The organism is Drouetiella sp. (genome assembly GCF_059504425.1).
In genome coordinates, this window is sequence record NZ_JCACIN010000013.1 from 1 (window position 1) to 25,032 (window position 25,032).

20 protein-coding genes are annotated in these 25,032 nt (G+C 51.2%); 9 read left to right on the forward strand and 11 right to left on the reverse strand.

Annotated features, from left to right (window positions below; translation table 11 throughout):
• Positions 1-429: 429 nt before the first annotated feature.
• From AC5JMP_RS02605 to cynS, 3 genes are all read right to left on the reverse strand, one after another.
• Entirely contained in the window at positions 430-2,709 is a 2,280-nt protein-coding gene (locus AC5JMP_RS02605) for a RelA/SpoT family protein (protein ID WP_495849868.1), read from the reverse strand.
• A 905-nt stretch (positions 2,710-3,614) separates the two neighbouring features.
• Positions 3,615-3,974: a hypothetical protein gene (locus AC5JMP_RS02610; RefSeq protein WP_495849869.1), complete on the reverse strand. Its 360-nt coding sequence runs from the start codon at positions 3,972-3,974 to the stop codon at positions 3,615-3,617.
• Positions 3,975-4,485: 511 nt separating this feature from the next.
• Positions 4,486-4,920 carry a cyanase gene (gene cynS, locus AC5JMP_RS02615; RefSeq protein ID WP_495849870.1) on the reverse strand — a complete coding sequence of 145 codons (435 nt, stop codon included), beginning with the start codon at positions 4,918-4,920 and terminating at the stop codon, positions 4,486-4,488.
• 6 nt (positions 4,921-4,926) lie between these two features.
• Between cynS and AC5JMP_RS02620 the strand changes: the two genes are divergently transcribed.
• Both AC5JMP_RS02620 and AC5JMP_RS02625 read left to right on the forward strand, forming a co-directional pair.
• Positions 4,927-5,049 carry a hypothetical protein gene (locus tag AC5JMP_RS02620; RefSeq protein ID WP_495849871.1) on the forward strand — a complete coding sequence of 41 codons (123 nt, stop codon included), beginning with the start codon at positions 4,927-4,929 and terminating at the stop codon, positions 5,047-5,049.
• 474 nt (positions 5,050-5,523) lie between these two features.
• The gene (locus tag AC5JMP_RS02625) at positions 5,524-7,644 is read left to right on the forward strand and encodes a serine/threonine phosphatase (protein WP_495849872.1); all 2,121 of its coding nucleotides are present in this window, start codon (positions 5,524-5,526) and stop codon (positions 7,642-7,644) included.
• 37 nt (positions 7,645-7,681) lie between these two features.
• On the opposite strand, the gene AC5JMP_RS02630 is transcribed toward AC5JMP_RS02625, so the two are convergent.
• Positions 7,682-7,903: a DUF4327 family protein gene (locus tag AC5JMP_RS02630; protein ID WP_495849873.1), complete on the reverse strand. Its 222-nt coding sequence runs from the start codon at positions 7,901-7,903 to the stop codon at positions 7,682-7,684.
• A gap of 353 nt (positions 7,904-8,256) precedes the next feature.
• Between AC5JMP_RS02630 and rpsD the strand changes: the two genes are divergently transcribed.
• Entirely contained in the window at positions 8,257-8,865 is a 609-nt protein-coding gene (gene rpsD, locus AC5JMP_RS02635) for a 30S ribosomal protein S4 (protein WP_495849874.1), read from the forward strand.
• A 265-nt stretch (positions 8,866-9,130) separates the two neighbouring features.
• On the opposite strand, the gene moaA is transcribed toward rpsD, so the two are convergent.
• The gene (gene moaA, locus AC5JMP_RS02640) at positions 9,131-10,123 is read right to left on the reverse strand and encodes a GTP 3',8-cyclase MoaA (protein WP_495849875.1); all 993 of its coding nucleotides are present in this window, start codon (positions 10,121-10,123) and stop codon (positions 9,131-9,133) included.
• Positions 10,124-10,246: 123 nt separating this feature from the next.
• On the opposite strand from moaA, the gene AC5JMP_RS02645 reads away from it, so the two are divergent.
• The 3 genes from AC5JMP_RS02645 (at position 10,247) to guaA (ending at position 13,788) form a co-directional block, all read left to right on the forward strand.
• The gene (locus tag AC5JMP_RS02645; protein WP_495849876.1) at positions 10,247-10,939 is read left to right on the forward strand and encodes a Uma2 family endonuclease; all 693 of its coding nucleotides are present in this window, start codon (positions 10,247-10,249) and stop codon (positions 10,937-10,939) included.
• Positions 10,936-12,048 (forward strand): cobalt-precorrin-5B (C(1))-methyltransferase CbiD, encoded by a 1,113-nt coding sequence (gene cbiD / locus AC5JMP_RS02650; protein ID WP_495849877.1) that lies wholly within the window; start codon positions 10,936-10,938, stop codon positions 12,046-12,048. The genes AC5JMP_RS02645 and cbiD overlap by 4 nt, the downstream gene beginning before the upstream one ends.
• Before the next feature lie 192 nt (positions 12,049-12,240).
• On the forward strand, positions 12,241-13,788 hold the full coding sequence (gene guaA / locus AC5JMP_RS02655) for a glutamine-hydrolyzing GMP synthase (protein ID WP_495849930.1): 1,548 nt from the start codon (positions 12,241-12,243) through the stop codon (positions 13,786-13,788).
• A 264-nt stretch (positions 13,789-14,052) separates the two neighbouring features.
• Here guaA and AC5JMP_RS02660 read toward each other — a convergent pair whose 3' ends face one another.
• The 4 genes from AC5JMP_RS02660 to mnmG form a co-directional block, all read right to left on the reverse strand.
• Positions 14,053-14,670: a TIGR04376 family protein gene (locus AC5JMP_RS02660; protein WP_495849878.1), complete on the reverse strand. Its 618-nt coding sequence runs from the start codon at positions 14,668-14,670 to the stop codon at positions 14,053-14,055.
• A gap of 171 nt (positions 14,671-14,841) precedes the next feature.
• Positions 14,842-16,323 carry a methyltransferase domain-containing protein gene (locus AC5JMP_RS02665; RefSeq protein ID WP_495849879.1) on the reverse strand — a complete coding sequence of 494 codons (1,482 nt, stop codon included), beginning with the start codon at positions 16,321-16,323 and terminating at the stop codon, positions 14,842-14,844.
• Positions 16,324-16,456: 133 nt separating this feature from the next.
• Complete coding sequence (locus AC5JMP_RS02670) at positions 16,457-17,488, reverse strand: hypothetical protein (protein WP_495849880.1); 1,032 nt, start codon at positions 17,486-17,488, stop codon at positions 16,457-16,459.
• 169 nt (positions 17,489-17,657) lie between these two features.
• Positions 17,658-19,580: a tRNA uridine-5-carboxymethylaminomethyl(34) synthesis enzyme MnmG gene (mnmG, locus tag AC5JMP_RS02675; RefSeq protein ID WP_495849881.1), complete on the reverse strand. Its 1,923-nt coding sequence runs from the start codon at positions 19,578-19,580 to the stop codon at positions 17,658-17,660.
• A gap of 163 nt (positions 19,581-19,743) precedes the next feature.
• On the opposite strand from mnmG, the gene pheT reads away from it, so the two are divergent.
• Together pheT and AC5JMP_RS02685 are read left to right on the forward strand one after the other, a co-directional pair.
• Positions 19,744-22,215: a phenylalanine--tRNA ligase subunit beta gene (gene pheT, locus AC5JMP_RS02680; protein WP_495849931.1), complete on the forward strand. Its 2,472-nt coding sequence runs from the start codon at positions 19,744-19,746 to the stop codon at positions 22,213-22,215.
• A 135-nt stretch (positions 22,216-22,350) separates the two neighbouring features.
• A complete protein-coding gene (locus AC5JMP_RS02685) occupies positions 22,351-22,620 on the forward strand; it encodes a YciI family protein (RefSeq protein ID WP_495849882.1) in 270 nt (89 codons plus the stop codon).
• Here AC5JMP_RS02685 and AC5JMP_RS02690 read toward each other — a convergent pair.
• Entirely contained in the window at positions 22,617-23,798 is a 1,182-nt protein-coding gene (locus AC5JMP_RS02690) for a threo-3-hydroxy-L-aspartate ammonia-lyase (RefSeq protein ID WP_495849932.1), read from the reverse strand. The genes AC5JMP_RS02685 and AC5JMP_RS02690 overlap by 4 nt on opposite strands.
• A 122-nt stretch (positions 23,799-23,920) precedes the next feature.
• Positions 23,921-24,190, reverse strand: a complete 270-nt coding sequence (locus tag AC5JMP_RS02695; protein ID WP_495849883.1) for a hypothetical protein — start codon at positions 24,188-24,190, stop codon at positions 23,921-23,923.
• A 447-nt stretch (positions 24,191-24,637) separates the two neighbouring features.
• Here AC5JMP_RS02695 and AC5JMP_RS02700 point away from each other — a divergent pair, with 447 nt between their 5' ends.
• A complete protein-coding gene (locus AC5JMP_RS02700; protein ID WP_495849884.1) occupies positions 24,638-25,030 on the forward strand; it encodes a DUF4359 domain-containing protein in 393 nt (130 codons plus the stop codon).
• Positions 25,031-25,032 lie beyond the last annotated feature (2 nt).

Consider the following 25,032-nt stretch of genomic DNA (forward strand, 5'->3'; position numbering starts at 1 on the left):
GCGTTGATGCTGCCTTTAAAGAGTGTCCTAACGTATGTGCGTAGCGCTATACCTCCCTAAACCAGCTACAGAGTCACCAATTTATCCCGATTTAAACGAATTTGTGGGCACATCGAACTTCAGAAGGGGCTTGGCATTGCCAAGCCCGTACCGGGATCTGTCGTGGTTCCAATTCAAATTGGTATTAATCTCGTCAAGGGTCAATTCCTCGCCCCTTGGGGCGTAAGCATAAGCAAAAAAAGTTGGCTGTGCATACTCCGTCTGCTTGCAGAGGAGTTCTTGATTACAACTTCAACCCTGCTAGGGCTGGTGACCGTTCCGGTGATCTTTACCCGCGTCGATTCGTTTCAGAAGTTTGTTTTCGGTCGCTTGCTGAAAGGTGCAAACCCGCGTCAGCAGGAAGATGTGAGAGGGCATGGATTGAAAGCACTATTCCTCATTCTCCTGCTCTGCCTGACTGACGCGCCGGAGCTTGATCACGTCACTCATCTTGCGGATTTGTGTAAATGTCCGCTCTAACTGAGCGTGATCGAGAATATCAATACCAAGACTAATGGTGGCAGTCTGTGCGGGGAAGGTTTTGACCTGGGCACTGCGAACGTTGATATTGTAGTCGCTGAGCCGAGACAAAATATCCTTAAGGACACCCACGCGATCGATCACCTCAATCTGCACCTGGACGGGGTAGGTCTGCGGACGGCGATCGCGGCTGTCGGCATCATTCCAGCTCACCGGGATCAGGCGATCGCCCGGTATGCTGTCGGTGTTGTGGCAGCCCTGACGGTGAATCGAGATACCTCGACTACCCAGCGTCACCACGCCAATAATGGCTTCACCCGGAACTGGGTTACAGCATCCAGCTAGATTATGCAGCAGCCCCTCGACCCCGGCGATCGGCGAGCCTTTAGTGCGCACCGAGGAATGACTGACAGAGGAATGGTTAACCGAGGGATGCAAAGGGAGCAGCAGCGTTTCATGGGTGGCCGGAGCGATCGGCTGCTTGGCTTTAACCGCCTCTCGGATGCGATTGACAACTAGATTCAGGGTAATTTCGCCATAGCCTAATGCCGCAATCAGGTCGTCAGGAGAAGCATAGTTGCAGCGTTCCGCTACGGTCTGCATCGGGTCAGACTTAAGCAGCGCATCTAAGCCGCTTTTGCCCAACTCTTTTTCCAGCATTTCTCGCCCCCGCAGCATATTCTCATCGCGGTTCGATCGCTTGTACCATTGCCGAATCCGGTTGCGCGCGCCCGTTGTCACCGCAAAGTTCAGCCAGTCCAAGCTCGGATGGGCGTTTTTCTGCGTAATGATTTCTACAATATCGCCGTTCTTCAAACGAGTATCTAGTGTCACCATGCGCTCGTTCACCCTGGCTCCGGCACAGCGGTTTCCCACCTCGGTATGGATGCGGTAGGCAAAATCTACCGGAGTTGCACCTTGGTTCAACCCCACCACATCGCCACCCGGCGTAAACACATAGACATCATCTGCAAACAGATTGTCTTTAACGCTTTCTAGATATTCTTGGGCATCCTTTAGGTCACTCTGCCATTCCAACAGCTGCCGCAGCCAGGTAAACTTTTCGTCATCAGTCGAGAGCTTAGCGTTGGAATTGCCCGACTCTTTATACTTCCAGTGGGCAGCAATGCCATATTCGGCAATGTGGTGCATTTCTAGGGTGCGAATCTGTACCTCGATCGGTCTGCCCGTTGTACCAATCACGACCGTATGTAGCGATTGATAGCGATTGGGTTTGGGCAACCCAATGTAATCTTTGAAGCGACCAGGAATGGGGCGAAAAGCATCATGCACTACGGCTAGGGCACGATAGCATTCATCATTGGTCTGAACAATGACGCGAATTGCCGCGATGTCGTAGATTTCTTGGAACTGCTTTTGCTGCCGCTGCATCTTGTGATAGATGCCGTAGAGATGCTTGGGGCGACCGCTGATTTCTGAGCAGTGAATGCCGAGCTGCTGGAGGCGATCGCGTAGGGTATCCGCCACCTGCGTTAGCCGGGTTTCGCGATCGATCCGCTTATCGGCAACCAGCTCCTGCATCTCCCGGTAGGCTTCTGGCTCCAGATATTTGAAAGCAATGTCTTCTAGCTCCCACTTAAAGCGACCAATCCCTAGACGATTTGCCAGCGGCGCAAAAATCTCGCGGGTTTCTAGGGCAATGCGGCGGCGCTTGTCATCTGGCAGATGCTCCAGAGTGCGCATATTGTGGAGGCGATCGGCAAGCTTGACCACAATCACCCGAATATCCTGCGCCATTGCCAAAAACATCCGGCGAAAGTTTTCAGCCTGCCGCTCGGTTTTGCTGGAAAAATTAAATTTAGAGAGCTTGGTCACGCCTTCTACTAGCAGCCGGACTTCTACCCCAAAGCGGCTTTCTATTTCTTCGCCCGTCACATCCGTATCTTCAATAATGTCATGCAGGAAACCCGCCGCAATCATGGCACCGCTGCCGCCCAGATCGCGCAATAGCCCAGCAACCGCTACCGGATGAGCAATGTAGGGTTCTCCAGAGGCGCGTTTCTGCCCTTGATGCAGGCAGTAGGCAAACTCAAAGGCCTGACAGAGCAGCGTTGTTTCCGAGGCTAAAGGACTGCCATCACAGGTGAGAGGCGATCGCTGCTCAATAATACATCCCTGAAGCCACTCAGGTAGGGTAATGTCGGTGGGAAGATCTGCTGCTACGTTCATGCTGGACAGCCTAGAGCGGGTGCTGATGATTATGTGCGAGAAGGGGCTAAAGTCGCTTATCTCCGTATTATAAGGATCTGTTGCATTATGTTACGCATGAACTTCTTAATCCCGACGTAATTTAGAAATAATTTTTAGACAATCTTCAGGATTTGTCTATTAGAGCTAATGTCTATTAGAGCTTTTATTAGAGCTAGGACTTACGCATTTTTGTTGTGTGTGGTGGGCGCAGCCCACCACACACAACAAAAATGCACTACAGCTAGAGGGCTTGCGTAAGGCCTGAGAGCTAATGGTTGAGCCGTGCGTCAGCCTCATCAATTGAGCTGAAGTGCATCTTTGTCGCACGAGTCGGGCAGGGCAACCTGAAGGGCGACAAAGATGCTATGGCGTAGCCACCCGTTCCAAAGAACAGCCACTTCCTGGGTTCGACCTTGCAATATAGCGCTACGCGCTTAGATCCAATGAGTTATTTTTTGAGAGCCGCACTCCGCGCGGCTCTCAAAAAATAACTCGCCCTAACTCAATTACGTAGGGCTATATTGCTCTATGTGCTGGCCAGATTGATCAATTAGCCCATACTCTCTGCCGACCTTGAGCAAAGAGTATAGGCTAAGCCATCACCATGATATCGAGGCTAAGCCATCACCATGATATCGGAGCAGGATAGGTGAAGAGCCGCTCTGACTGAATCCAAAGCTGCCGATCGCTGACAAAGACCTCGTAGGGCAGTCAGTTTGAGAGCAAAGTTGAGATCAGTACGTTATTTAACGGTAAAAACCGGGTTCCGAAATGTAAGAAATCAGCAAAATCTCTCAAATCTTCTGAGGCAATTGCTGTTTAGATTATGACTTTCTTGATGCAAGGCAACCTGACTCATCTTTTGCACCTGACATAAGACTGGACTAGCTTTTGCGCAATGCTTTGAGCAGAGTATGCAAAGAAGCTCTAGAGGGGTTATTGAGATAGGCGGTAAGGCGATCGGCGACTCCAATCCCGTTTATCTCTACATCCGCAGCACCGCTTATGCTCATTACAACATTCACCAGCCGAATGAGCAGTTGCTGACTAGAAATATCTCCGACAAGAACCACTACTGAGCCTCGTTGGCTAAGGCGCAACCCGCCGATCTCATCAGGCTCAAAAGTGCGGCTTAGGGTCAGAGAAACCCGCTTTGCTAAACCATTGTGATCGTACTCTCCGCTCAATCCTACCCTTTCCGGTGGAATGGCTCTAAACAGTGAAGTTGAGGTAGTCTGCCCCATTGTCATTCTGCCAACCTGATTCAAGAAATTCAGCTTTTACCCGCACTCTCTACAAACACTGCACTCACGTCCACTAAGCCTACCTTCACCGTTTGCGGATATCTTGCTAGTAAAAATTTCGATGAAGGTTTTTGAATCTTTCGTAATATAGCTGTGAAGATGTAACCAATTTACCACACAAAAAAGTTTTTGATACCAGTAAAAATACTCACTACGTAAACTTGCTGAGAGCTACATTCGTAAATTCACGCCCCATCACGTCTTTCTGACACCCAAAAGCTTGACCTATTTGCAACTCAGGAGCCTAAGCAAGTCCAAAAAAGCGAGATAAATTAGAAAGTGTTGCCCTAAGCAGTTTGCCGTTCAGTTAAAAAAGATACTGACTACCTCCCAGAATTTAAGTATAGATTCAGAATCATGAGCCAAATTTCTAACTCACGCAAGTCGCAAGAAGCTCATGTCTGTCAAAGAGGCTATTGTAATGTGGAGCTAATGCGGGGCTGATGTAGGCTCACCACTTCTTATAGGGCAAAAATTTACCGTTGAGGGTAACTTTGACGCGATCGCCCCGAGGATCTTCCTCTTTCTCAATGTCTAGAGTGAAATCGATCGCGCTCATGATGCCATCCCCAAATTTTTCTTGAATAATCTCTTTGATAGGCATCCCATACACCTGCATGATCTCGTAAAAGCGGTAGATCAGTGGATCGGTAGGTACGATAGGTCCCAATCCTTTAACCGGATAAGACATCAGCCCTGAAACCCACTCATGACCTAGCCCTAGGGCATCCAGCAGCTTTTCAGCCTCTTCCTTTGAGGCGCTGGCTTGACCGTAAAATAAGGCTGCGATCCAAACTTCATTAAGACCTAGAACGCTCTCTAAGTCTGAAAAGCTCAAGCCTTTAGCCGCCTTAGCGACCAGTAAAGTCTGAGTGAGTTCTGACATAAATCTATGGATGCGATAATTATGAATGGCGGTACAGCAAATTATGAACCATTGCTCAACACAGACAGTATCGTCTTACTCTGTTTTCAGCAAATGCCAGAAATCGGGAAAGTCCGTAGCGACTTTTGAAGTTACTGCAAAGCAGGGCGACCTATCAGCACGGTTTACTGCTAACTGAGTCTACTATGTCTCAGGTAGACTCAAGTTCAGAGATATAGCTGTCGCCAGTTTACTTAGAACCTTCTAACCGCCTTGGCGGTTGCCATATCTACCGCGTCGTAAATTCTCCCACAGATTAAGGCAGATTAAGGAAGCGAATAGGAGTAGTAAATATCCCAGGATTAGACTGAATCTCGCAGTTAACTTGCGTTAGCCTTGAGGGAATTGCCTGAGCGTTAGCCTCTGAGTTTGGGCATTCTGAGAGAGTTACACCAGATCCAAAATTGTGGCTCCATCGTGTAATCTATGCGGAGGTTGGTGCAGAAGTTGATGGGAATCAACTCAGAATTATCTGTGAATTGTCTGTTCATCAGCTGCTCAGCATAAAATAACTCGGTAGAGCACAGAGAAGGCTTTTCTGTTGGGAGTTGAGGAAGTTCCTAAATGCTCGTTTGTCCTCAGTGTCAGTTTGAAAACCCCGATACCCACAAATTTTGTCAAAAATGTGGCGAATCACTGCTTGAGCAAAAGTGTCCTACCTGCAAGGCTACAGCGGTATTTGATGCAGATTATTGTCTGCAGTGCGGTACCGCCATTGGCACCTTTTGGAAAGCGCTGCTTATTTTCACTCAAGAGCATGATGGACAGAATGGCTCCTTACAGCCGCTCAGGTTGGATCGACTCTTAGTCTCAGGGGGTTCCGTAAGCACTGCTGCTGCGGACGAGGTTGCCTCAGCCCATCAGATGAGCTATGTCTTACCCAACGGAAAATACTTAGACATTCAGCAGCGTTACCAGATACTTGCGCCTTTGCCAGAGAAGGTAGACGGCACAGAAGCAGAGATAAAAGTTTTGGACTGTCAGCCTCTACAGGTTTCGCCCTTCAGAGGTCAGGATTGGCATCTGAGCCGATCGCTCCCAGAAATTTCTTCTCCCTTATCCGCTTTAACGGCAATTCCGACGATCGCCCAGCCTTACCTAGAGTTGCAAGAACGCTACCCAGCCTTACCGTTACCCCAATTGCATGATGCTTGGGAGCAGGAAGGTCTTCAAGTTTTACTCTTAGAAGATCGCTCAAGCTTGCCCCTCTTGCTCGACTTCTGGCGAGATGAACAGGTGCTGCCGATACAGCTTTTGCACTGGCTGCATGAAATGATTGAGCTGTGGGCAGCTTTGCAGTCTGGGAACTGTTGTCAGAGCCTTTTGGTGCTAGATAACCTGCGGGTTGATGAGGATTCGCTGCTGTGCTTACAGAGGCTGTACGCCGATCGCCCCGAACAGCCCCCACAGCTACGAGACTTGGGGCGCCTATGGCAAAGCCTCTTCCAGCGATCGCAGCGCACCCAGCGCGGAGACTTGGCACAGCTCTACAGTGATTTAGAGCTAGGGATTGTCAACTCTTTAGAGCAATTGCGATCGCGTATCGGAGAGATCGCGACGACGCTTCAAGTCAATTTTCCCCCAGCTACCGTTTCTTTAAGTCCCCCTGAACCCCTCAATCCCTTTATGATTGACGACGCAACTCTCAATGGCGAAGCGCTGTTTAGTGGCAGCCCAAATGTGGCACGACAAGCTCTTCCGACGAATCTGCCTTCCAAGGAAAGCTCTGAATCTCCGGGTTCAGAATTTTCAGGTTCTGAACCGCATAATCTTGAGGATGATCTTGAGGCTCAACCAACGGTTCCTAATGAGGATGTGCCGGAGGCTGACGACTCTCCCACCATTGTGCTGCCCATGCGACTGGCTAGTTTAGACGATGCAGGTCTGACAGACATTGGTCGGCAGCGTGATCACAACGAGGACTGCTTCAGCATTCAAACTGAAGTTAAAAAAATAGAGAGTTCTAAAGGGCGATCGCTCCAAGCAAAAGGGCTGTACATTCTCTGCGATGGCATGGGCGGACATGCCAGCGGTGAAGTGGCTAGCGCCTTGGCGGTGGAAACGCTTCAGAAATATTTTGCTGAACATTGGCAAGACAAGTTGCCCAGCCAGGAGAGCATCCGCGAAGCTATTCACCAGGCAAATCAGGCAATTTATGATCTGAATCAGCAAAATTCTCGATCGGGCAGTGGACGTATGGGCACAACGCTAGTCTTAGTGCTGGTACAGGATACAGAAGCCGCGATCGCCCATGTGGGAGACAGCCGCCTCTACCGCTTTAGCCGTCGTCAAGGTCTGGAAACGGTCACAGTTGATCATGAGGTAGGGCAAAGAGAAATTCAGCGCGGTGTGGAGCCTGCAATTGCCTATGCGCGACCGGATGCTTACCAACTGACTCAGGCTCTGGGGCCGCGCGACGAAAACTTTGTCATTCCGGATATTCGCTTCCTGGAGCTGAATGAGGATATGTTGCTGTTGCTCTGCTCGGATGGACTGACCGACAACAATCTCTTGGAAACCCATTGGCAGAGCCATGTGGAGCCATTGCTGAGTTCACAGAGCAATTTGGAGCAGGGAGTTCATCAGCTCATTGAGTTGGCAAATCAGCAGAATGGGCATGACAATATCACTGCGATCGCTATTCGAGCTAAAGTCCGCCCTGACCTGCACCAATTTGGTCACTAAGTCTGGTTAGCCACTAGGTCTGGGCTTAATCCAAGCCTTAATCGCTGTCTTCCCAGGTTTCCACATCTAGCAAATCGCTAATCGAGTCCTGCATGGTAAATTCAAAGTCCTCTAACTCCTTCTTCCAATAGCTCCAATCATCCCCATAGAGCAGGGCAATTTTCCAAAGCCTGTCCGTGGGTTTAATTACTTTAGATTGGATGAGCGATCGCACCTGACGCTGGAATTTCTCCATCGGGTGAGCAACCTGTTGGTTCATAGCACCTTCAGCCTTTTTTGAAATGAGTTGGGTTGTAAAAATTTCGTTTAGACGCAGTTTCTACGTGAAGCTCTACGTATCGACGCAGCAGAACTCGCATGAGCCTTCTAATGCTGCAATGTCTATGCCGAAAGAATATCTGCCAGAGAACAATGCTAGCATAAACAACTGGCAGAGTAATGATGTAATCTAATTTGCAGATCATTTACCTGCCAACCATCGCTAAAGCCAACCATCGCTAAAACTGATGGAAGTCACACTAATAGTTAAATCTAATTGATAGAATCTTTAAGGTTCAGATTATATCGACTAAGATAATAACTTTGGGCAAGTTTTTGTAGAGAGGAAGTTAGATGTCGCGATATCGAGGTCCTCGCCTCAGAATTGTGCGCCGCTTGGGTGAATTACCCGGTCTGACGCGCAAGACTGCAAGGCGGGAATATCCCCCTGGTCAACATGGTCAAGCTCGCAAGAAGCGATCAGAGTATGCCGTTCGTCTAGAAGAGAAGCAAAAGCTTCGCTTCAACTACGGCGTATCTGAGAAACAGCTGCTTCGCTACGTGCGCAGAGCAAGGCGGGCGGCAGGTTCTACAGGTCAAGTTTTGCTACAGCTTTTGGAAATGCGGTTGGATAACACCATTTTCCGTATGGGAATGGCTCCTACCATTCCGGGAGCACGTCAGTTGGTCAACCATGGTCACCTTACGGTTAACGGTCGTGTGGTTGATATTCCCAGCTACCAATGCCGTCCGGGAGATGTGATTGGCGTCCGGGATACCGATCGCTCTCGTAAGCTGGTAGAGGCAAATCTGCAATTTCCGGGTTTGGCTCACCTGCCTAGCCATCTGGAATTTGAAAAGAGCAAGCTGACGGGCAAGGTCAATGGCGTAGTTGAGCGCGAGTGGATTGCGTTGCAAGTCAATGAACTGCTGGTGGTTGAGTATTACTCTCGCCAAGCTTAAATCTTTTTGGATGCAAGCCTTCTGGCTTGCAGCTTCTAAATTTACGGTCTTAAATTTACAATCCCAAGTTGCATTTGCGCGGCTGCGATGCGACATCTAAAAATTCATTAAGTTCCTTGAAAATCAAATCAGGGAGCTTATTTTTATGGTTATGGCAACCGTCAAGGCGGTTAGGACAGCGACATTTTGGGTGGCGCGCTTCGTGCGCCACCCAAAATGTCCTAGGCAAACTGGCGAAAGATATACTTCTGGGCGCCCCTCCTATCTAGCCCCCAATCTGAGACATCGTTCTAGCATAAGCTTCACCACTTGCGCCAGATTCTCGCTGCTTATAGTTAATTTCGGGTTTGAGGGCAAGCAGCTCTTGAACTTGGTGACGGATTTCTAGGGTAGATATGCCCGATCGCAGCGCCGTTTTCAGATCGAGTTGTCCAATTTCGTTTAGCAAGCAGGGACGCAGCCAGCCGTCTGCTGAGAGCCTCATGCGATTGCAGCGATCGCAAAAGCACTCAGACATTTGGCTAATAAATCCCAGAGTACCTTTCGCTCCAGGAATTTGAAACACGTCAGCTGGCCCATTGCCGCGCACCTGGGATTCAGTCAGCCCCCACTGGCTGCGAATCTGTTGCCGCAAATCTTCTGAGTCAATCCAGCCCTTGTCGCCAAATAGCTCTGCATTGCCGATTGGCATAAACTCAATGAAGCGCACATGCCACTGGCGATCGATACTGAGCGCCGCCAGATTGAGAATTTCGTGGTCGTTTACGCCAGGGATTACGACTACGTTTAGCTTGAGCGGATCAAAACCGACGCGATGAGCGGCTTGAATGCCTGCCCAGACTTGCTGCCAGCGCGATCGTCCTCGGTTGCCGATGATCCGATCGAAGGTTTCGGGTTCCAGCGAATCCAGGCTGATGTTAATGCGGCGCAGTCCGGCAGTGTAAAGATCCTGCGCTAAGTCTGCCAGCTTAAAGGCGTTAGTGGTCATGGACAGATCCTGCGTTTCGGGAAAGGCAGCGATCGTTCTCACCAAATCTACCACCTTCGGATGCAGCAACGGTTCGCCTCCTGTTAGCCGAAAGCGAGTAAAGCCTGTAGGGATAAATACCTCTCGCAGCAGCAGTAGCAGCTCTTCATGCGTCAACACGTCTTGCTGCTGCAAATACTCTAGCTCTGCGCCTTCGGGCATACAGTACTGACACCGAAAATTGCAGCGATCGATCAAGCTAATCCGAAGATAGTCAACGACAGGGTTCACGGCGGTAAGAATCGAAGATTTGACTTGATCTTAGCGAGATAGCGTGAGATTAGCCCCGAAAGGAATTCGATAGAATAATCTACATGACTCTTCCTTACCCTCTAATGGCGATCCCCAAAGCCTATGACTGCCGTTTCCCAACCCAACATCACCTACCCAGATAGCGACGGTCAGCCTATGTCGGATAACACCAAACAATTCCGATGGATCGTCACCATTAAGGAAAACCTAGAGCTGCTGTTTGCCGATCGCCCCGATGTTTTTGTGGCGGGTGATTTGCTTTGGTACCCGGTTCAAGGCAGTAACACCATCTGCCAAGCGCCCGATGCTATGGTGGTTTTGGGTAGAGGGAAGGGCGATCGCGGTTCCTACAAGCAATGGGAAGAGGGCAATGTTGCCCCCCAAGTCGTTTTTGAAATTCTCTCTCCGGGCAATCGCCTTGCCGAAATGGTGAAAAAGTTTAAGTTCTATGAGCGCTATGGCGTTCAGGAATATTACGTCTATGATCCAGATGATGTTGAGCTAACGGGGTGGTTTCGCCCTGGAACTGAGGCTGGCGGAGATTCAGAAGGGATTGAGTTTGAGGGAATTGAAAACCCGCTGAATTGGGTCAGCCCTCTGCTGAGAATTCGGTTTTTAATTGGACAAGAGGAATTGGAAATCTACCGCCCAGATGGACAAAAATTTCTCACTTTCCTGGAATTGGGTCAGAGAGCTGAGGCAGAACGCCAGAGAGCTGAGGCAGAACGCCAGAGAGCTGAAGCGGCAGAAGCTCTGTTAGAATGGTACCGATCGCAGTTCGGTGAATTACCGTGACGCTTTCCTCAAATCCGTCTCCTCGTGCGGGATATACGCTGCCTGTATTCGCCTGCGCGGCGGCGATCGCTGCCCTCTATCATCTTCACCAAGAGTTACCCATAGGACTGAACAGTGTCTCTATTGATCTCCTAGAGCCATCTGAGACCGTAGACATTGCGATCGAACAAGTTGCCAGACTCAGCCCTAACTCAGCGCTTGCCATTACCCGCAGCGATCCAGGCGACAATCTGGATTTGACGCGACACACCCCCATTTGGGCGTTAGTAGCACTGAATGTGGCTGGGCAAGAGGAGTCGATCGCCATTCAGGGCGGCGAAGGTTTGGGGCAGCATAATGACCAGCCCGCCATCTATGCCTATGCCCGACGGCTATTGCAAGAAAATTTGGGGCGACACCTGCGATCGGGAGAAACCTTGCAGGTGACAATCATTCTGCCCGAAGGGAAGGCTTTAGCAGAGCGCACGTCAAACGCTGCCTTTGGAGTAGTCGAAGGTCTTTCGCTGCTGGGCACTTCAGGCATTGCCCAGCCCCTCAGCGCACCAGGGCAACTGGAGATTTTTCGGCAGGATCTGCAAAACAAAGCAAAGCACGAATGCCTAGTTTTTTGTATTGGCGAGAATGGTCTGGATTTGTCTCGAAAACTGGGCATTCGGCCCGATCGTCTCGTGAAAACGGCAAATTGGCTGGGGCCGCTGCTCGTGGAAGCTGGAATGCAGGGCGTTCCGTCAGTGCTGCTATTTGGCTATCACGGCAAGCTGATTAAGCTAGCGGGTGGCATCTTTCACACCCATCATCATGTTGCAGATGGACGGCAAGAAATCCTGGCGGCGCACTGCGCTAATCTGGGATTACCTACGGCAGAAGTGCAGCTCATCCTGGCTAGCCCGACCACAGAAGCGGCATTGAAACATTTGCGTGAATTGAATAGCGCTTGGGTTGAGTGGGTCTATGGTGCGATCGCTCAGCAAATTGATCAGCGTGCAGCCGCCTACATTAAAGTTCACAGCGATCGCGCAGTCGCAGTAGGTTCGATTCTATTTGACCGCGATCGCCAAATTATTGTTCGTAGTCCAATAGGGGATTCGCTTTTCCCTAAAGTTTGTTAATCTCTCTCCAGGTTTGCTAGTCTAAGTAGAATATCTAAATTTCGTTACATTTGATTGCTTCTTTTAATCTTTTAGCATCCAGATTTTTGATATGTTTATTCATCCCTTTAGAACTCACATCAGGACTCAGCGGTGACTCTCCAAACTGAAACCCCCCCGCAGACTTCATCTACCCCCAGGCTCGATCGCCAGATGATCGTCATCTTGGACTTTGGTTCTCAATATTCTGAGCTGATAGCCCGTCGAATTCGTGAAACCCAGGTTTACTCAGAAGTTCTGTCCTATCGCACGTCGATCGAACAACTGCGGCAATTGAGTCCCAAAGGCATTATTCTTTCGGGTGGCCCTAGCTCTGTCTATGACCCTGGCGCCCCTCAGTGCGATCCGGGAATTTGGAACCTCGGTATCCCCGTGCTAGGCGTTTGCTATGGGATGCAGGTTATGGTGCAGCAGTTGGGTGGCGGCGTAGAACGGGCAGAGCGCGGCGAATATGGAAAGGCTTCACTGCACATCAATGATGCTACTGATCTACTCACGTCTGTAGAGAATGATGCTGTGATGTGGATGAGTCATGGAGACTCTGTGACCCACCTGCCTGAAGGCTTTGAGCTATTGGCTCATACTGACAACACGCCCCAAGCTGCCATTGCCGATCATGCCCGTAAGCTCTACGGCGTTCAGTTTCATCCAGAAGTCGTGCATTCTCTGGGGGGTCAGGCTTTAATTCGCAATTTTGTGTATCACATCTGCGAGTGTGAGCCGACCTGGACAACTGATGCTTTTGTCGAAGAGGCGGTAAGAGAAATCCGGGCGCGGGTGGGCGACAAGCGAGTGCTGCTAGCGCTTTCGGGCGGAGTAGATTCCTCGACGCTAGCTTTTTTGCTGCATCGGGCGATCGGCGACCAGCTAACCTGTATGTTTATCGACCAAGGCTTCATGCGCAAGGGCGAGCCAGAGCGGCTAGTAAAGCTGTTCCGGGAGCAGTTTCACATTCCTGTAGAGTACGTCATGGCGCGCGATCGCTTCCTGGCGCAAGTCGTTGGAGTCACCGATCCTGAAGTGAAGCGGAAGCGCATCGGCCATGAGTTTATCAGCGTCTTTGAGGAAGAATCAAAGCGGTTAGGCCCCTTTGACTATCTGGCACAGGGAACACTCTACCCGGACGTGATTGAATCTGCTGATACCAACGCAGATAGCAAAACGGGCGAACGGGTGGCAGTCAAGATCAAGAGCCATCACAACGTGGGTGGACTGCCTAAAGATCTGCGGTTTAAGCTAATCGAGCCTCTACGCAAGCTGTTTAAAGACGAAGTGCGTAATGTGGGGCGATCGATCGGCTTACCTGACGAGATCGTGCGTCGTCAGCCTTTTCCAGGCCCTGGCTTAGCCATCCGGATCATTGGTGAAATCACGGTCGAGCGCCTCAATATTTTGCGGGATGCTGACCTTATCGTCCGCCAGGAGATCAACCGCAGCGGAATGTATCATGAGCTTTGGCAAGCTTTTGCGGTGCTATTGCCTATTCGCAGTGTTGGGGTAATGGGTGATCAGCGTACCTATGCCTATCCGATCGTCCTGCGGTTTGTAACGAGCGAAGATGGCATGACGGCAGATTGGGCAAGAGTGCCCTACGATTTACTAGAAACTGTGGCGAATCGCATTGTCAACGAGGTGCGTGGCGTGAACCGGGTTGTGTATGACATCACTTCTAAGCCGCCCGGAACGATCGAATGGGAATGAAGAGGCGAGAGATCGTTGCTTAAATCTCTGGTATCGCAACCTCCAAGGCAGTGAGGACAGGGACATTTGGGGTGGGGCACTTTGCGCCCCACCCCAAATGTCTTAAGCAGGCTCACGACAGCTATAGTTAAGAATTTAAGAGTTTTCCACAGGTTTTCCACAGGTCTTCTCTAGACAGGGCAACATCTTGTGAAAAATTTGCCCAAAGCCTGTGGAAAACTTTGGGTCGCCTGTGGAAAGCTCTAGATAGCTTGACTGAATGAGCTAACGTCCCATCTGACGTTTGAGCCGTTCTAGCTCTTCTTCGGTTTCCCATTGCTTAAACTTTTGCTCAAGGGGATCAGCGCTTGAACCATCGAATCGGTAGTTCTGATTCCATCCTGAAGTTTGCCACTTTTGCTCAACTTGCTCAGTTGCCTGAGAAGCGGCTGCTTGAGATGCCGAAGCTTTTGCCGCCTGAGCCTGAGCTTGAGCCTCAACTATCTTCGTTTTAACTTCCTGCTTGCGAGCCTGGATTTGCTGATGTAGTTCTGCCGCCTGTTTAATCCGACCTTTCACGACCTCCATTTGCCCCCATAGCTGGTTGCCTTGACGCAATAAAGCCGCCTCTCGTTCTTCTGCTGGCTTCAGCAAATCTAGCCGCTGTGCTGTTTTGGCTTTTTCAATTCGCACATGCCAACGTTGGACTTCCTGGGCTGTCGCCAGAATCTCGTCTTGAATTTTCTTTTCTCGTAGACGCAAGTCCGCCAACAGACGAATTGTTTCTTCTTCCTGTTCCCTCAGCTTTTCCTCTAGCGCCATTAGCTCCAGATCAGGATTGCTACGAAGAAACTCCTCTAGCCGCATCTCTAAAAATGTGCTGAAATCCTCAAACAACCCCATAGCGGCTACTCCCGTTGAAAAATCTATGTTTTTATCGTACACAAGGGACTAAACTCTATCATTCGATCGTCGGATATGTAGCTGTATTCACGGAAGTTAGGACGGGAGCATTTTTGAGGGCGCGCTCAGCGCGCCCTCAAAAATGCCCTCAGCCCGGTGATTACGGATACATCAGCGATTAAACAACCCTCTTAATAGAGAGCCGATCGCTTTCAGCTTATTCCTGCGTTCAACAGGCGGCTTAGGGGGTGGTGGCTTAAGCTCCTGCTGGCATTTAGCGATGCGTAGATTACACTTTTCCTGAAAATCTGTATCACCCGTCATGGTTTTAGCAAGAGAGTAGGTGTCGATCGCCTCCTCAAACTGCCTTAGCCTTTGTAAATAAGAAGCCCGACGAAAATACAGGTGCGGCTTTTCCTTTGAGTGTTCGATGAAGGGCAGGCTTGCCGCTTTGTCTAAAAGCGTCAGCGCAGTGTGCTGATCACCCTGATGGACAAAATAGTCTGCTTGACCCATGAAACTCCGCACGACTTGGTTGTCTGCACAGCCAGCTAATTCTTCAACTTGTTCATACAACAGCTTTGCTTCTTCCCATAGCCCAACCCGTTTGCACTGATGCGCCAAAGGCAGCAGGTGGTTGGGATCTTGAGTCTGCTGGCAAGCCGGAATTAGATCTTTAAGGACGGCAACAATTTCTTGATCTTTGCCTTGCTCTTTCAGCGCCACCGTCAGCCGATGACAAGCAGCAACGCGAAGTCTGGGGGATAACAACAGATCTTTTGACAATGGGGACAGCAGAAGCTCTGCTCCCTGAAAATCTCTTGCAATTTGCCGATCGCAGCCCGCGAGATACTGCTGCACCGCAACTGGCAGCCACTGTTCATGATAAGGCTGCGAAAACTCTCCTTGCTTTCGTAAAAAGAAAGCGATGCTAGTAATCACAATGTCTCGGCTGTAGAGGGCAATGGCGTGGCGTGGCGCTCTGAGGGGTTCCGGAGCATTCTCAGGTGAAGGACTGGCGGTATAGTCGATCGAGTCGAGCAGGTCAAGACCTCGGATTAAAGGATCAGCGCCAGTCATCCAGCGATCGAGCCAATGTTGATCGGTAAACAGCATATTAGGCTCGTAGCTGTGCTGCTGAGTGGGATTATATTCTGTGGTCAGGGCAGCAATACCCCCTGGTTTCAAGACGCGATGAATCTCCTGAAATACTTTGTGCAGCTCTTGAAAGTTATTGACATGCTCAATAGAGCAGCAGCTCCACACAAAGTCAAAGCTTGCGTCTGGGTACTCTACCTGAGTCATGTCCATATGCTGAACGACTAGCCGATCGCGCTGATAGGGAAACGGGTTAGCTTCATACACTGCATCGGTAGATAGGGCAGCGGTAGACCAGTTCTGGGATTTGTATAGATCTGTGGCAACTACCTTCTGGCAAACGTTAGTAAAGGCGTAAATCAGCGACTCTGTGCCAACACCTAAACCTAAGGCAATTGATTCTCCATTGAGTAGCCCCAACTGCTGTAGCCCAGTATAAACTTGCAGATATTCCCAGGTTTTACGGTTGCGATCTTCTAATGCCAGCAAAGCCTCTGCTGCTTCAAAGTCAGGATGCTGATAGTCAATAATGTCTGCAACCTTGCAAAATTTCATGGTCTTCCGGCGCTTTGCGCTTGGTTAAGGGGGGTTATGCAACTGAAGATTGCTTTAAGTTTGCTCTTCAACCAAGGTTGCTTCCGCTGAATCTACTTCCGCTGAATCTACTTCCGCTGAATCTAATGGTCTCCTAAAACTTTTGCCCCACGTAAATCGATCGCACTTCGCCATTTCGCCGCACGATCGCCTCCTGATTTTTGATGGAAACTAGCGTCCAGCCGCTACCCCCAATCGATTCGCCGATTTGAATTCTCTGGGGCGCACCATCAATTTCAAATAAGGCTGCGGAGCGATCGCCCAATTCCAACACGCCGATCAAAACACGGGTTGCAGCCGATGTGATGTTTGGGGTTGTCGCAGGGGCAGTAGTCACTTGAGGCGCAGTTGGGGAGCCGATTTGAGGAATCTGAGGAAGCGCCTGAGGAAGGGTTTGCGGAACAGCAGGTAGCGCTGGACTGGCGGCAACAGGCGACTGGTAGATGGGAATGTAAACTCGCTCTAGCACTGTAGAGGGGCTAGGGCTGGGGGAAGGAGCAGCAGCGGCGATCGTTGCGGCTTGACGCTGAGCTTTGGCATCTCGCTCTAGGCGATCGAGCGATCGGCTCACGTAGTCCAGAAACTCCTGGTCTTTTTGCGACTGAATCTGAGTTGCCGAAGGCGGCACAACGGTAACGGCAGGAGTCAGGCGATTGCGGAAGTAAAACCACGCCCCACCTACCGCCACCAGTGCAACCACCACTAGGCTCAGCAGCAGCTTGTCGTAGGAGCGATTCTGAGGTGCCTCCTCAACCTCTGCCATCAGCTCTGCTAGGTCGGACAGCTCCTCCTTAGTTTCAGCCTGCTCTAAGAGCGATGGGCGTGGAGAAAGCTTGGGCGATATTACCAGACTTTGCGGCTCAGCAGACTGAAAGGAAGCTGTGTCCGCTTGGAGAGAGGGCGACTGTACAGATGGCTCAGGCAAAAGATCAATATCTCGATCGAGCATCCGATCGACATCGGCAAAGAGCTTATCCATCAGGCGATCGGCTACCGACTCAAAATCGCCTTCATCTTCAGGCATGACGGAATTTAGATCAGAGTTAGCGTCCGGCATCTGGCTTGTTGAAGAGGTGACTTTCGGGGTGTCAAGGACAGGGGCTTGGGAGGAGCTAGTTTGAGACATACGCGATCGCCTGGTCAGTAAGAGGAGTAAGTTCAAACTGATTGTGGCAATCTGCCGCCTCGTTTGGAACTTTAGGGCAGAATCATAACACAACTCTAGAAAATGGAATCCTGAATTTTAGCGTCAAAATTCTGAAGCCGGAATCTAGCTTTTAATCCTCCAATTCCTATCAGGACGTAACCGTTTGCCGAGGGGTTTCAGGACGCGATCGAATCTCCAAATAAAGCAGCAGCGCATTTACATCCGCCGGATTCACGCCTCCAATTCGGGCGGCTTGTCCGATCGTCAAAGGCTGAATCTTAGACAGCTTCTCCCGCGACTCCATGGAAAGAGTGCCGATCGCCATATAGTCCAGGTCAGGGGGCAGCGATCGGTGGGCTTGCCGAATGATCTGATCGATCTGGTTCTGCTGCCGCTGAATATAGCCGGAGTATTTGATGTCAATTTCTGCCCCATCCCGTTCGGCAGGAGTCAGATCAGAATTGCCGAGCTGGTAGCGATCGAGATCGACATAGTGAATGCCGGGACGACGCAGCAAGTCGGCTAGGGTGACAGAACCTTTGATGGCTTGTTGGGTATCCGCGAAAATCTGCTGTCCGATCGGCTCATGCTCTTTAATGCGAGTAGAGTACAGTCGCTCTTTCTCGGCAGTAATGTTTTCCTGCTTGCGGCTAAACATCTGCCAACGGCGATCGTCAATCAGCCCAATTTCGCGCCCCAAAGGCGTGAGGCGCTGGTCGGCATTGTCCGATCGCAGCAGCAGCCGATATTCCGATCGCGAGGTCAGCATGCGGTATGGCTCTCGCAGATCTTTGGTGCAGAGGTCATCTAGCAAGGTGCCAATGTAGCTGTGTTCACGGGGGAAGACGATCATCTCCTGTCCGCGACAGAGCCGAGCCGCGTTGAGTCCGGCAACTAGACCTTGGGCGGCAGCTTCTTCATAGCCCGTAGTGCCGTTAATTTGCCCCGCGCAAAACAGCCCCTCGACTTTTTTGGTCATCATCGTCGGGTAGCACTGGGTTGCCGGGAGGTAGTCATAATCCACGGCGTACGCCGGACGCAGCATCGTGCAGTTTCCCAGACCGGGGAGCGATCGCAATAACTGCACCTGAAGGCTTTCTGGCAGTCCGGTTGAGAAGCCCTGGATGTATAGTTCCGGGATATCTCGTCCTTCGGGTTCAATAAAAATCTGATGAGATTCCTTATCAGCGAACCGAACGATCTTGTCCTCAATGCTGGGGCAGTAGCGCGGACCTTTGGAATCCACCCAGCCGCCGTAGACAGGAGATAGGTGCAGATTTTCGCGAATGAGCCGATGGGTTTCGGGGGTGGTGCGGGTCAGGTGGCAGGGCATTTGCTCCCGCTCAACCCAAACTTCTGGATCAAAGCTGAACCAGCGCACCTCAGCATCTCCCGGCTGAAGCTCCATTTGGCTGTAGTCCACCGATCGCCGATCGACCCTTGCCGGGGTACCTGTTTTCAGCCGTCCTGTCTCAAAGCCCAGTCGATTAAGGGTTTCCGTTAGCCCGATCGCCGCAAATTCCCCGGCGCGTCCGGCTGCCATGGACTTGTTGCCCACCCAAATCACGCCGCCCAGAAAAGTTCCGGTCGTCAGCACTACCGCCTTGCATTCAAACGCCACGCCAAAGTAGGTCTCAACGCCCACAACCTCCTGATTCTTGCCCAGGACTAGATCTGTAACCATGCTCTCGCGCACGAACAGGTTTTCCTGATTTTCGATCAGGGTTTTCATCACCGCCGCATATTCTCGCTTGTCCGTTTGTGCCCGTAGCGCCCAGACTGCTGGCCCTCGCGAGATATTCAGCACCCGTTTTTGCAGATAGGTGCGATCGGCGATTTTGCCGATTTCGCCGCCCAGAGCGTCTACTTCGTGAGTCAACTGCGATTTTGCTGGCCCCCCCACGGCAGGGTTACAGGGCTGCCAAGCGATTTTGTCGAGGTTGAGGGTGAGCAGCAGCGTCCGGCAGCCCAGCCGCGCAGAGGCGAGAGCCGCTTCACAGCCTGCGTGTCCGGCTCCAACGACGATGACATCAAAGGAGTCTTGAAATTCGATAGGGGAGTCGAGAGACATGGAGCGATCGCAAAAGGTATTCCAATTCTAACGGATGCCTACTCTGGAAGAAGCAAGCGACCTCCCCCATGGAACCACTGACCATAGAGCGATAGAATTAGCAAGATGTGAGAAAATCACCTCTGATCAAGTTACCCTCGATCGACAGAACACAGGCGGCGCAATGCGGATCTCTTTAAACTGGCTACAGGAACTGGTAGACTTCACCCTCACTCCTGAGGAGCTGGCAAATACATTGACCATGGCAGGGTTTGAGGTGGAAGAGATTGAAGATCGCCGCACTTGGGCGGATGGCGTAGTGATTGGCAAAGTCCTGACGCGCGAACCTCACCCCAATGCTGATAAGCTCAGCGTCTGCACAGTGGACATTGGGGCGGCAGAACCTTCGACGATCGTCTGTGGAGCCGCAAATGTCCGTGCCGATATCTTTGTGCCTGTGGCGACGTTGGGCACCTACCTGCCCAAAATCGACCTGAAGATTAAGCCCCGTAAGCTGCGAGACGTGCCCTCAGAAGGGATGATTTGTTCCCTGGCTGAAGTAGGCTTGGCCAAGGAATCTGAAGGCATTCATATTTTTTTGCAGCCCGACCTGAAGCCTGGACATGATGCCCGACCCTATTTAGGGCTGGATGATGTCGTGCTGGATCTGACCTCGACGGCAAACCGAGCCGATGCCCTAAGCATGGTGGGTATTGCCCGCGAAGTTGCCGCGCTAACGGGCGGAGCGCTGAAACTGCCAGATGTGCCCGAAATTCCGGTAGCTCAAGGCGACACCCTCACCGTCAAAGTCTCTGAGCCGATCGCCTGTCTGATTTATATGGGTACCGCGATCGCCGGACTCAAAATCGCTCCTTCCCCCCTCTGGCTGCAACGCAAGCTGCTGGCTGCTGGAACCCGACCGATCAACAACGTCGTGGATGTCACTAATTTTGTGCTGCTGGAATGGGGACAGCCGCTTCATGCCTTTGATTACGATCGCCTTTCTGGAGTGGGGACAAGTGGAGTTACAACAGGTGAAAATCTGGCGATCGGCGTGCGTTTTGCCCGTTCCGGCGAAACCTTAACTACCCTCGACAGCCAGGTGAGAACGCTGCAAGACCAGGCATTGCTAATTACCGCCAATGACCATCCCGTAGCCCTAGCAGGTGTTATGGGTGGCGAAGAAACGGAGGTTTCTGCTAGCACGCAAAATATCCTACTGGAAGCCGCGATCTTTGATACCGTGGCAATCCGGCGATCGGCTCGTTCTCAAGGGCTGCGCACTGAAGCTTCTGCCCGCTATGAGCGGGGTGTTAATCCAGCGGCGCTAGAAACGGCAGGTCGGCGAGCGCTCCAGCTAATTACAGAACTGGCAGGCGGTACAGTTGGCATCCAGGCAGTAGACGATGCCCGTCTAGCAAAAGAACCTAGGGCGATCGAGCTGCGATTAGAGCGCGTCAATCAGGTCTTAGGTCTGGTGATTCTCAACCCATCGGTCAAAGCCGACGAGCTAACCGAAGAAGACATTGGCGAATTAACTGCTGCCGACGTAGAACGAACCCTGACAGCATTGGGTTGTCAGCTGGCTCCTGTCCGTGAAGGCGTTTGGACGGTGACGGTTCCACCCTACCGCTACCGCGATCTGGAACGCGAGATTGACCTGATCGAAGAAGTGGCGCGGCTCTACGGCTACAACAATTTTTGCGACACCTTGCCCGATAAGAGTGAAGCAGGATACTTGCCCGATGAGGCGGCGGCTCTGCGCAAAATTCATGCCGCGTTCCGGGCGGCGGGTCTGACGGAAGTGCTGCACTATTCTCTGGTGAAAGCCGAAGCCGACAATCAGGTTTCCCTAGCAAATCCGCTGTTTGTGGAATATTCTGCCCTGCGTACCGAGCTGCTTTCGGCGCTCATTGATGCCTTCCAGTACAACCTGGAGCAGGGCAACGGCGCGCTAAATGCCTTTGAGATCGGGCGAGTATTTTGGCGCGAGGAAGACGGGCTAGACGAAACGGATCTAGTGTCGGGCATTATGGGCGGTGATCCTGTTCAGGAGCGCTGGGTGCAGAGTGGCAAAGAGCAGCCGCTCACCTGGTTTGAAGCAAAGGGCATCCTAGAAAGCGCGTTCAAACGGCTGAAGCTAGATGTGGAATATCAGCCCGATCGCCGCAATGCGCTTCTGCACCCTGGACGCACAGCATCTCTGTGGATTAACGGCAACCGCTTGGGCACATTAGGTCAGCTCCATCCCCAGATTCGCCAAGAGCGCGGCTTACCTGATGCGGTCTATGTGTTTGAGCTAAGTCTGGAAGCCATCGTCAATCACATGGTGCGAGATGAGGTGCTGGTGCCGCTGTTTCATTCCTACTCTACCTATCCGGCTGCCGATCGCGACATTGCCTTCTTTGCGCCCACCCAGTTCTCGGTTGCCGAGATCGAGCGTGCCCTTAAACATGCGGGAGGCAAGCTGCTGGAATCTGTAGCGCTATTTGATGAATATAAGGGTGAAAATGTGCCAGAGGGCAAGCGGAGTCTGGCGTTTCGGTTGGTCTACCGGACGGACGATCGCACCCTGACTGACCAAGATGTTGACCCGATTCAGCAGAAGGTGCGGGAAGTGCTGGAGGAGAAATTCCAGGCGGAGTTGAGAAGCTGAGGCGATTTTATCGCTGTATTTACAGCGGTTAGGGCAGGGACATTTTTGAGCGCGCGCGGAGAGCGCCCTCAAAAATGTCCTAAGCCCGATGATTACGGTTATATATCTTGAATTACTTTAATTTTATAGAGACCTATGCCTAAATATGTGCTTTGGGGTAGTTACTGCAACAATGTTCTAGAAAAACGCGCTCCTTACCGTCAGGCTCACCTCGATCGCCTAACTGAGCTAAAGACAGCAGGTTCTTTGGTGACGATCGGACCAACCCAAGATTTGACTCGCGTGTTTGGTGTATACGAAGCTGCCGATGAAACCGCTGCACGTCAGTTGGTGGAAGCTGACCCCTACTGGCAAAACGGCATCTGGACAGAATACGAAGTCATGGAGTGGATTCAGGCGTTCTAGGATGCTCTGAGGTGGGCAAGCTGCTGAATATCGGCATTGCCGCCGCTGATGATTACGCCAATGCGGCGATCGGGCGCGCTGACAATTCCTTCTAGCAGGGCAGCAGTTGCCAGTGCTCCTGTTGGTTCTACGATCAGCTTCATCCGCTCCCAGAGAAAGAACATCGATCGCAGCAATGCCTGATCCGAAACTGTCACCATGTCTTGCACATAGCGCAAAACCAGCGGCAAAGTTAGCTCGCCGGGACGGAGCGTTCTTGCCCCATCCGCGATCGTTTTAGGGTGGCTCACCGATTGCAGTGTGCGGGTTTGAAACGATCGCGTCATGTCATCTCCGGCTTCCGGCTCTACGCCAATGACGCGGCATCCCGGCGAGAGGGCATCTGCAGCAATAGCACAGCCCGACAGCAAGCCTCCGCCCCCACAGCACACTAGCAGCAGATCGATCGCGCCCACTGCTTGAATCAGCTCTTGAGCAGCTGTACCCTGTCCAGCAATCACGTCTACATGATCAAATGGTGGAATGATGACAGCACCACGCTCTTGGGCAAGCTGCCGACACAAATCCTCTCGTTGGCCGCTGGCGCGATCGTAGAAAATAATTTCAGCCCCGTAGCCCCGCGTTGCCTCCTGCTTCACCAACGGCGCATCTTGAGGCATGACGATCGCCGTAGGAATTCCCAGCAACTTGCCAGAAAGGGCGATCGCCTGGGCATGATTGCCAGAGGAATAGGTGACAACGCCACACTGCCTTTGCGCTGGGGACAGGTTGGATAGAGCGCTGTAGGCTCCCCGAAACTTAAATGATCCGGTTCTCTGAAAGTTCTCGCACTTAAAAAACACCTGGCTGCGGGTGCGATCGTTCACCGTCCGAGAGGTGATCACGGGCGTTAGGTTTGCTTGCCCCTGTAATCGAGCGGCGGCAGCTTCGATATCTCGGTAAGTAACCAAATGAATGCCCAGTAATGAATGCTCAGACCGATCGAGCTTTTTCCCAGAAAGAAGCTTGACCTCACGCTCAGGATTAGCAAGATTAAAAGGATAATGCTGCCGATTTGCTGGGTTACGCCGACTCATCAAAACTTCCAATGCGGCCCTGAAAGTTTCCTGCCCGTTTCTGTGCTCGGAAAGATACCGCATCAACTCAGCAATTGTCAGGGCAGACTTGTCATGGCAGATAGATTTGGTGCCATAAAACTAACCCCCAGCTTTTGCCCTTGTCAATCCCCAAGGCAATCCCATTGCCCATATCTGCCTGAAATATAGATCGCCCTAAATTTTGGGTCGTAACGAAAAACTCATTAAAGCAGCCCAGACTCAATTTGGCTGAGGGGGACAAAACACTCTTTGGGCAATAGGATAGGCTTCTGTCCGAAGATTAGCTTACCGCGATGGTTGTTCCGATCGATCGCAATCCCAATCGGGCGGCGAACCTGTTCGGGATGAACTTCGTAATAGGTTCGGTAAATCTGGCGAGCGGTTTGGAGCAGCGAGGGATCAAGCAGCGATGAAAAATCCATCGGTTCAAGGGGGCTAATCATGGGATGCTCTGACGTTGAGGTGTATACCATTCTTGGAGTCCTACAGGTGTAGCTAGACTTTAATCGATTTATATTTTTGTGACAACAAAAAAACTGTTTTCACATCCAGACAAAACTTCGCTCTTAACTCTTAATCAAACAGTCAGAGAGCAAAATCATTCGAGCGTAAATAATATTCGCAGTGATGATACGTCTGCTGGAGCCTGACCCATTTCTTTTTTTACATTCTGTTACGTTGTTGAAATGAGTAAAATCAACCTTTGCCTCTGTAGCTATAGCTGTCGCCAGTTTGCTTAAAACATTTTTGGTGGGGCGCTGCGCCCCACCAAAAATGTCCCTGTCCTAACCGCCTTGGCGGTGCTATATCCCTAAGTTATTCCCATTTGTTTAAGCTCTCGACCTACGCAGAATTAATTTATCCATAACTTTGATCTGCAACGATCGAACATTCCACTGCCCTCTACTACCGCGATCGTCATGACTCCGCTCAAGCTCACTGCCTCACTGCTCGGACTGGTGCTGTTGGGATTGGCAGCCGCCACAGCCATTACCAATCCTGATCAGACTGCCTACGAAGAATTTGCAGCTCAAAAGCTGGGTGAATATTTGCAGGAAGACACCTGCTCCAAGGCAGGCATTGCCCTCCAAGCCCCCTGCAATTCTCTAGTTAAGTCCAATCAGTCTCAAATTCAGAACCTAGTTTCCGCCAATACTCAGCGCCAAAACTTCCTTTTCCTCAGCATTTACAAGACCGATCTAGTCCCTGGAGAACTCCTGCCCGATTTTTTGGGTGATTCGCTACCCAGCTATCACTTTGAAACGGCAGGGGTGCTGAGCAATTTTCATGTCTATAAGGTGGAAAAGCAGTAGAG

Coding starts and splice junctions, on each gene's coding strand:
- AC5JMP_RS02605 (WP_495849868.1), bottom strand. CDS start 2,709: ATGAACGTAGCAGCAGATCTTCCCACCGACATTACCCTACCTGAGTGG.
- AC5JMP_RS02610 (WP_495849869.1), bottom strand. CDS start 3,974: ATGGGGCAGACTACCTCAACTTCACTGTTTAGAGCCATTCCACCGGAA.
- cynS (WP_495849870.1), bottom strand. CDS start 4,920: ATGTCAGAACTCACTCAGACTTTACTGGTCGCTAAGGCGGCTAAAGGC.
- AC5JMP_RS02620 (WP_495849871.1), top strand. CDS start 4,927: ATGGATGCGATAATTATGAATGGCGGTACAGCAAATTATGAACCATTG.
- AC5JMP_RS02625 (WP_495849872.1), top strand. CDS start 5,524: ATGCTCGTTTGTCCTCAGTGTCAGTTTGAAAACCCCGATACCCACAAA.
- AC5JMP_RS02630 (WP_495849873.1), bottom strand. CDS start 7,903: ATGAACCAACAGGTTGCTCACCCGATGGAGAAATTCCAGCGTCAGGTG.
- rpsD (WP_495849874.1), top strand. CDS start 8,257: ATGTCGCGATATCGAGGTCCTCGCCTCAGAATTGTGCGCCGCTTGGGT.
- AC5JMP_RS02645 (WP_495849876.1), top strand. CDS start 10,247: ATGACTGCCGTTTCCCAACCCAACATCACCTACCCAGATAGCGACGGT.
- guaA (WP_495849930.1), top strand. CDS start 12,241: ATGATCGTCATCTTGGACTTTGGTTCTCAATATTCTGAGCTGATAGCC.
- AC5JMP_RS02660 (WP_495849878.1), bottom strand. CDS start 14,670: ATGGGGTTGTTTGAGGATTTCAGCACATTTTTAGAGATGCGGCTAGAG.
- AC5JMP_RS02665 (WP_495849879.1), bottom strand. CDS start 16,323: ATGAAATTTTGCAAGGTTGCAGACATTATTGACTATCAGCATCCTGAC.
- AC5JMP_RS02670 (WP_495849880.1), bottom strand. CDS start 17,488: ATGTCTCAAACTAGCTCCTCCCAAGCCCCTGTCCTTGACACCCCGAAA.
- mnmG (WP_495849881.1), bottom strand. CDS start 19,580: ATGTCTCTCGACTCCCCTATCGAATTTCAAGACTCCTTTGATGTCATC.
- pheT (WP_495849931.1), top strand. CDS start 19,744: ATGCGGATCTCTTTAAACTGGCTACAGGAACTGGTAGACTTCACCCTC.
- AC5JMP_RS02685 (WP_495849882.1), top strand. CDS start 22,351: ATGCCTAAATATGTGCTTTGGGGTAGTTACTGCAACAATGTTCTAGAA.
- AC5JMP_RS02695 (WP_495849883.1), bottom strand. CDS start 24,190: ATGGTATACACCTCAACGTCAGAGCATCCCATGATTAGCCCCCTTGAA.
- AC5JMP_RS02700 (WP_495849884.1), top strand. CDS start 24,638: ATGACTCCGCTCAAGCTCACTGCCTCACTGCTCGGACTGGTGCTGTTG.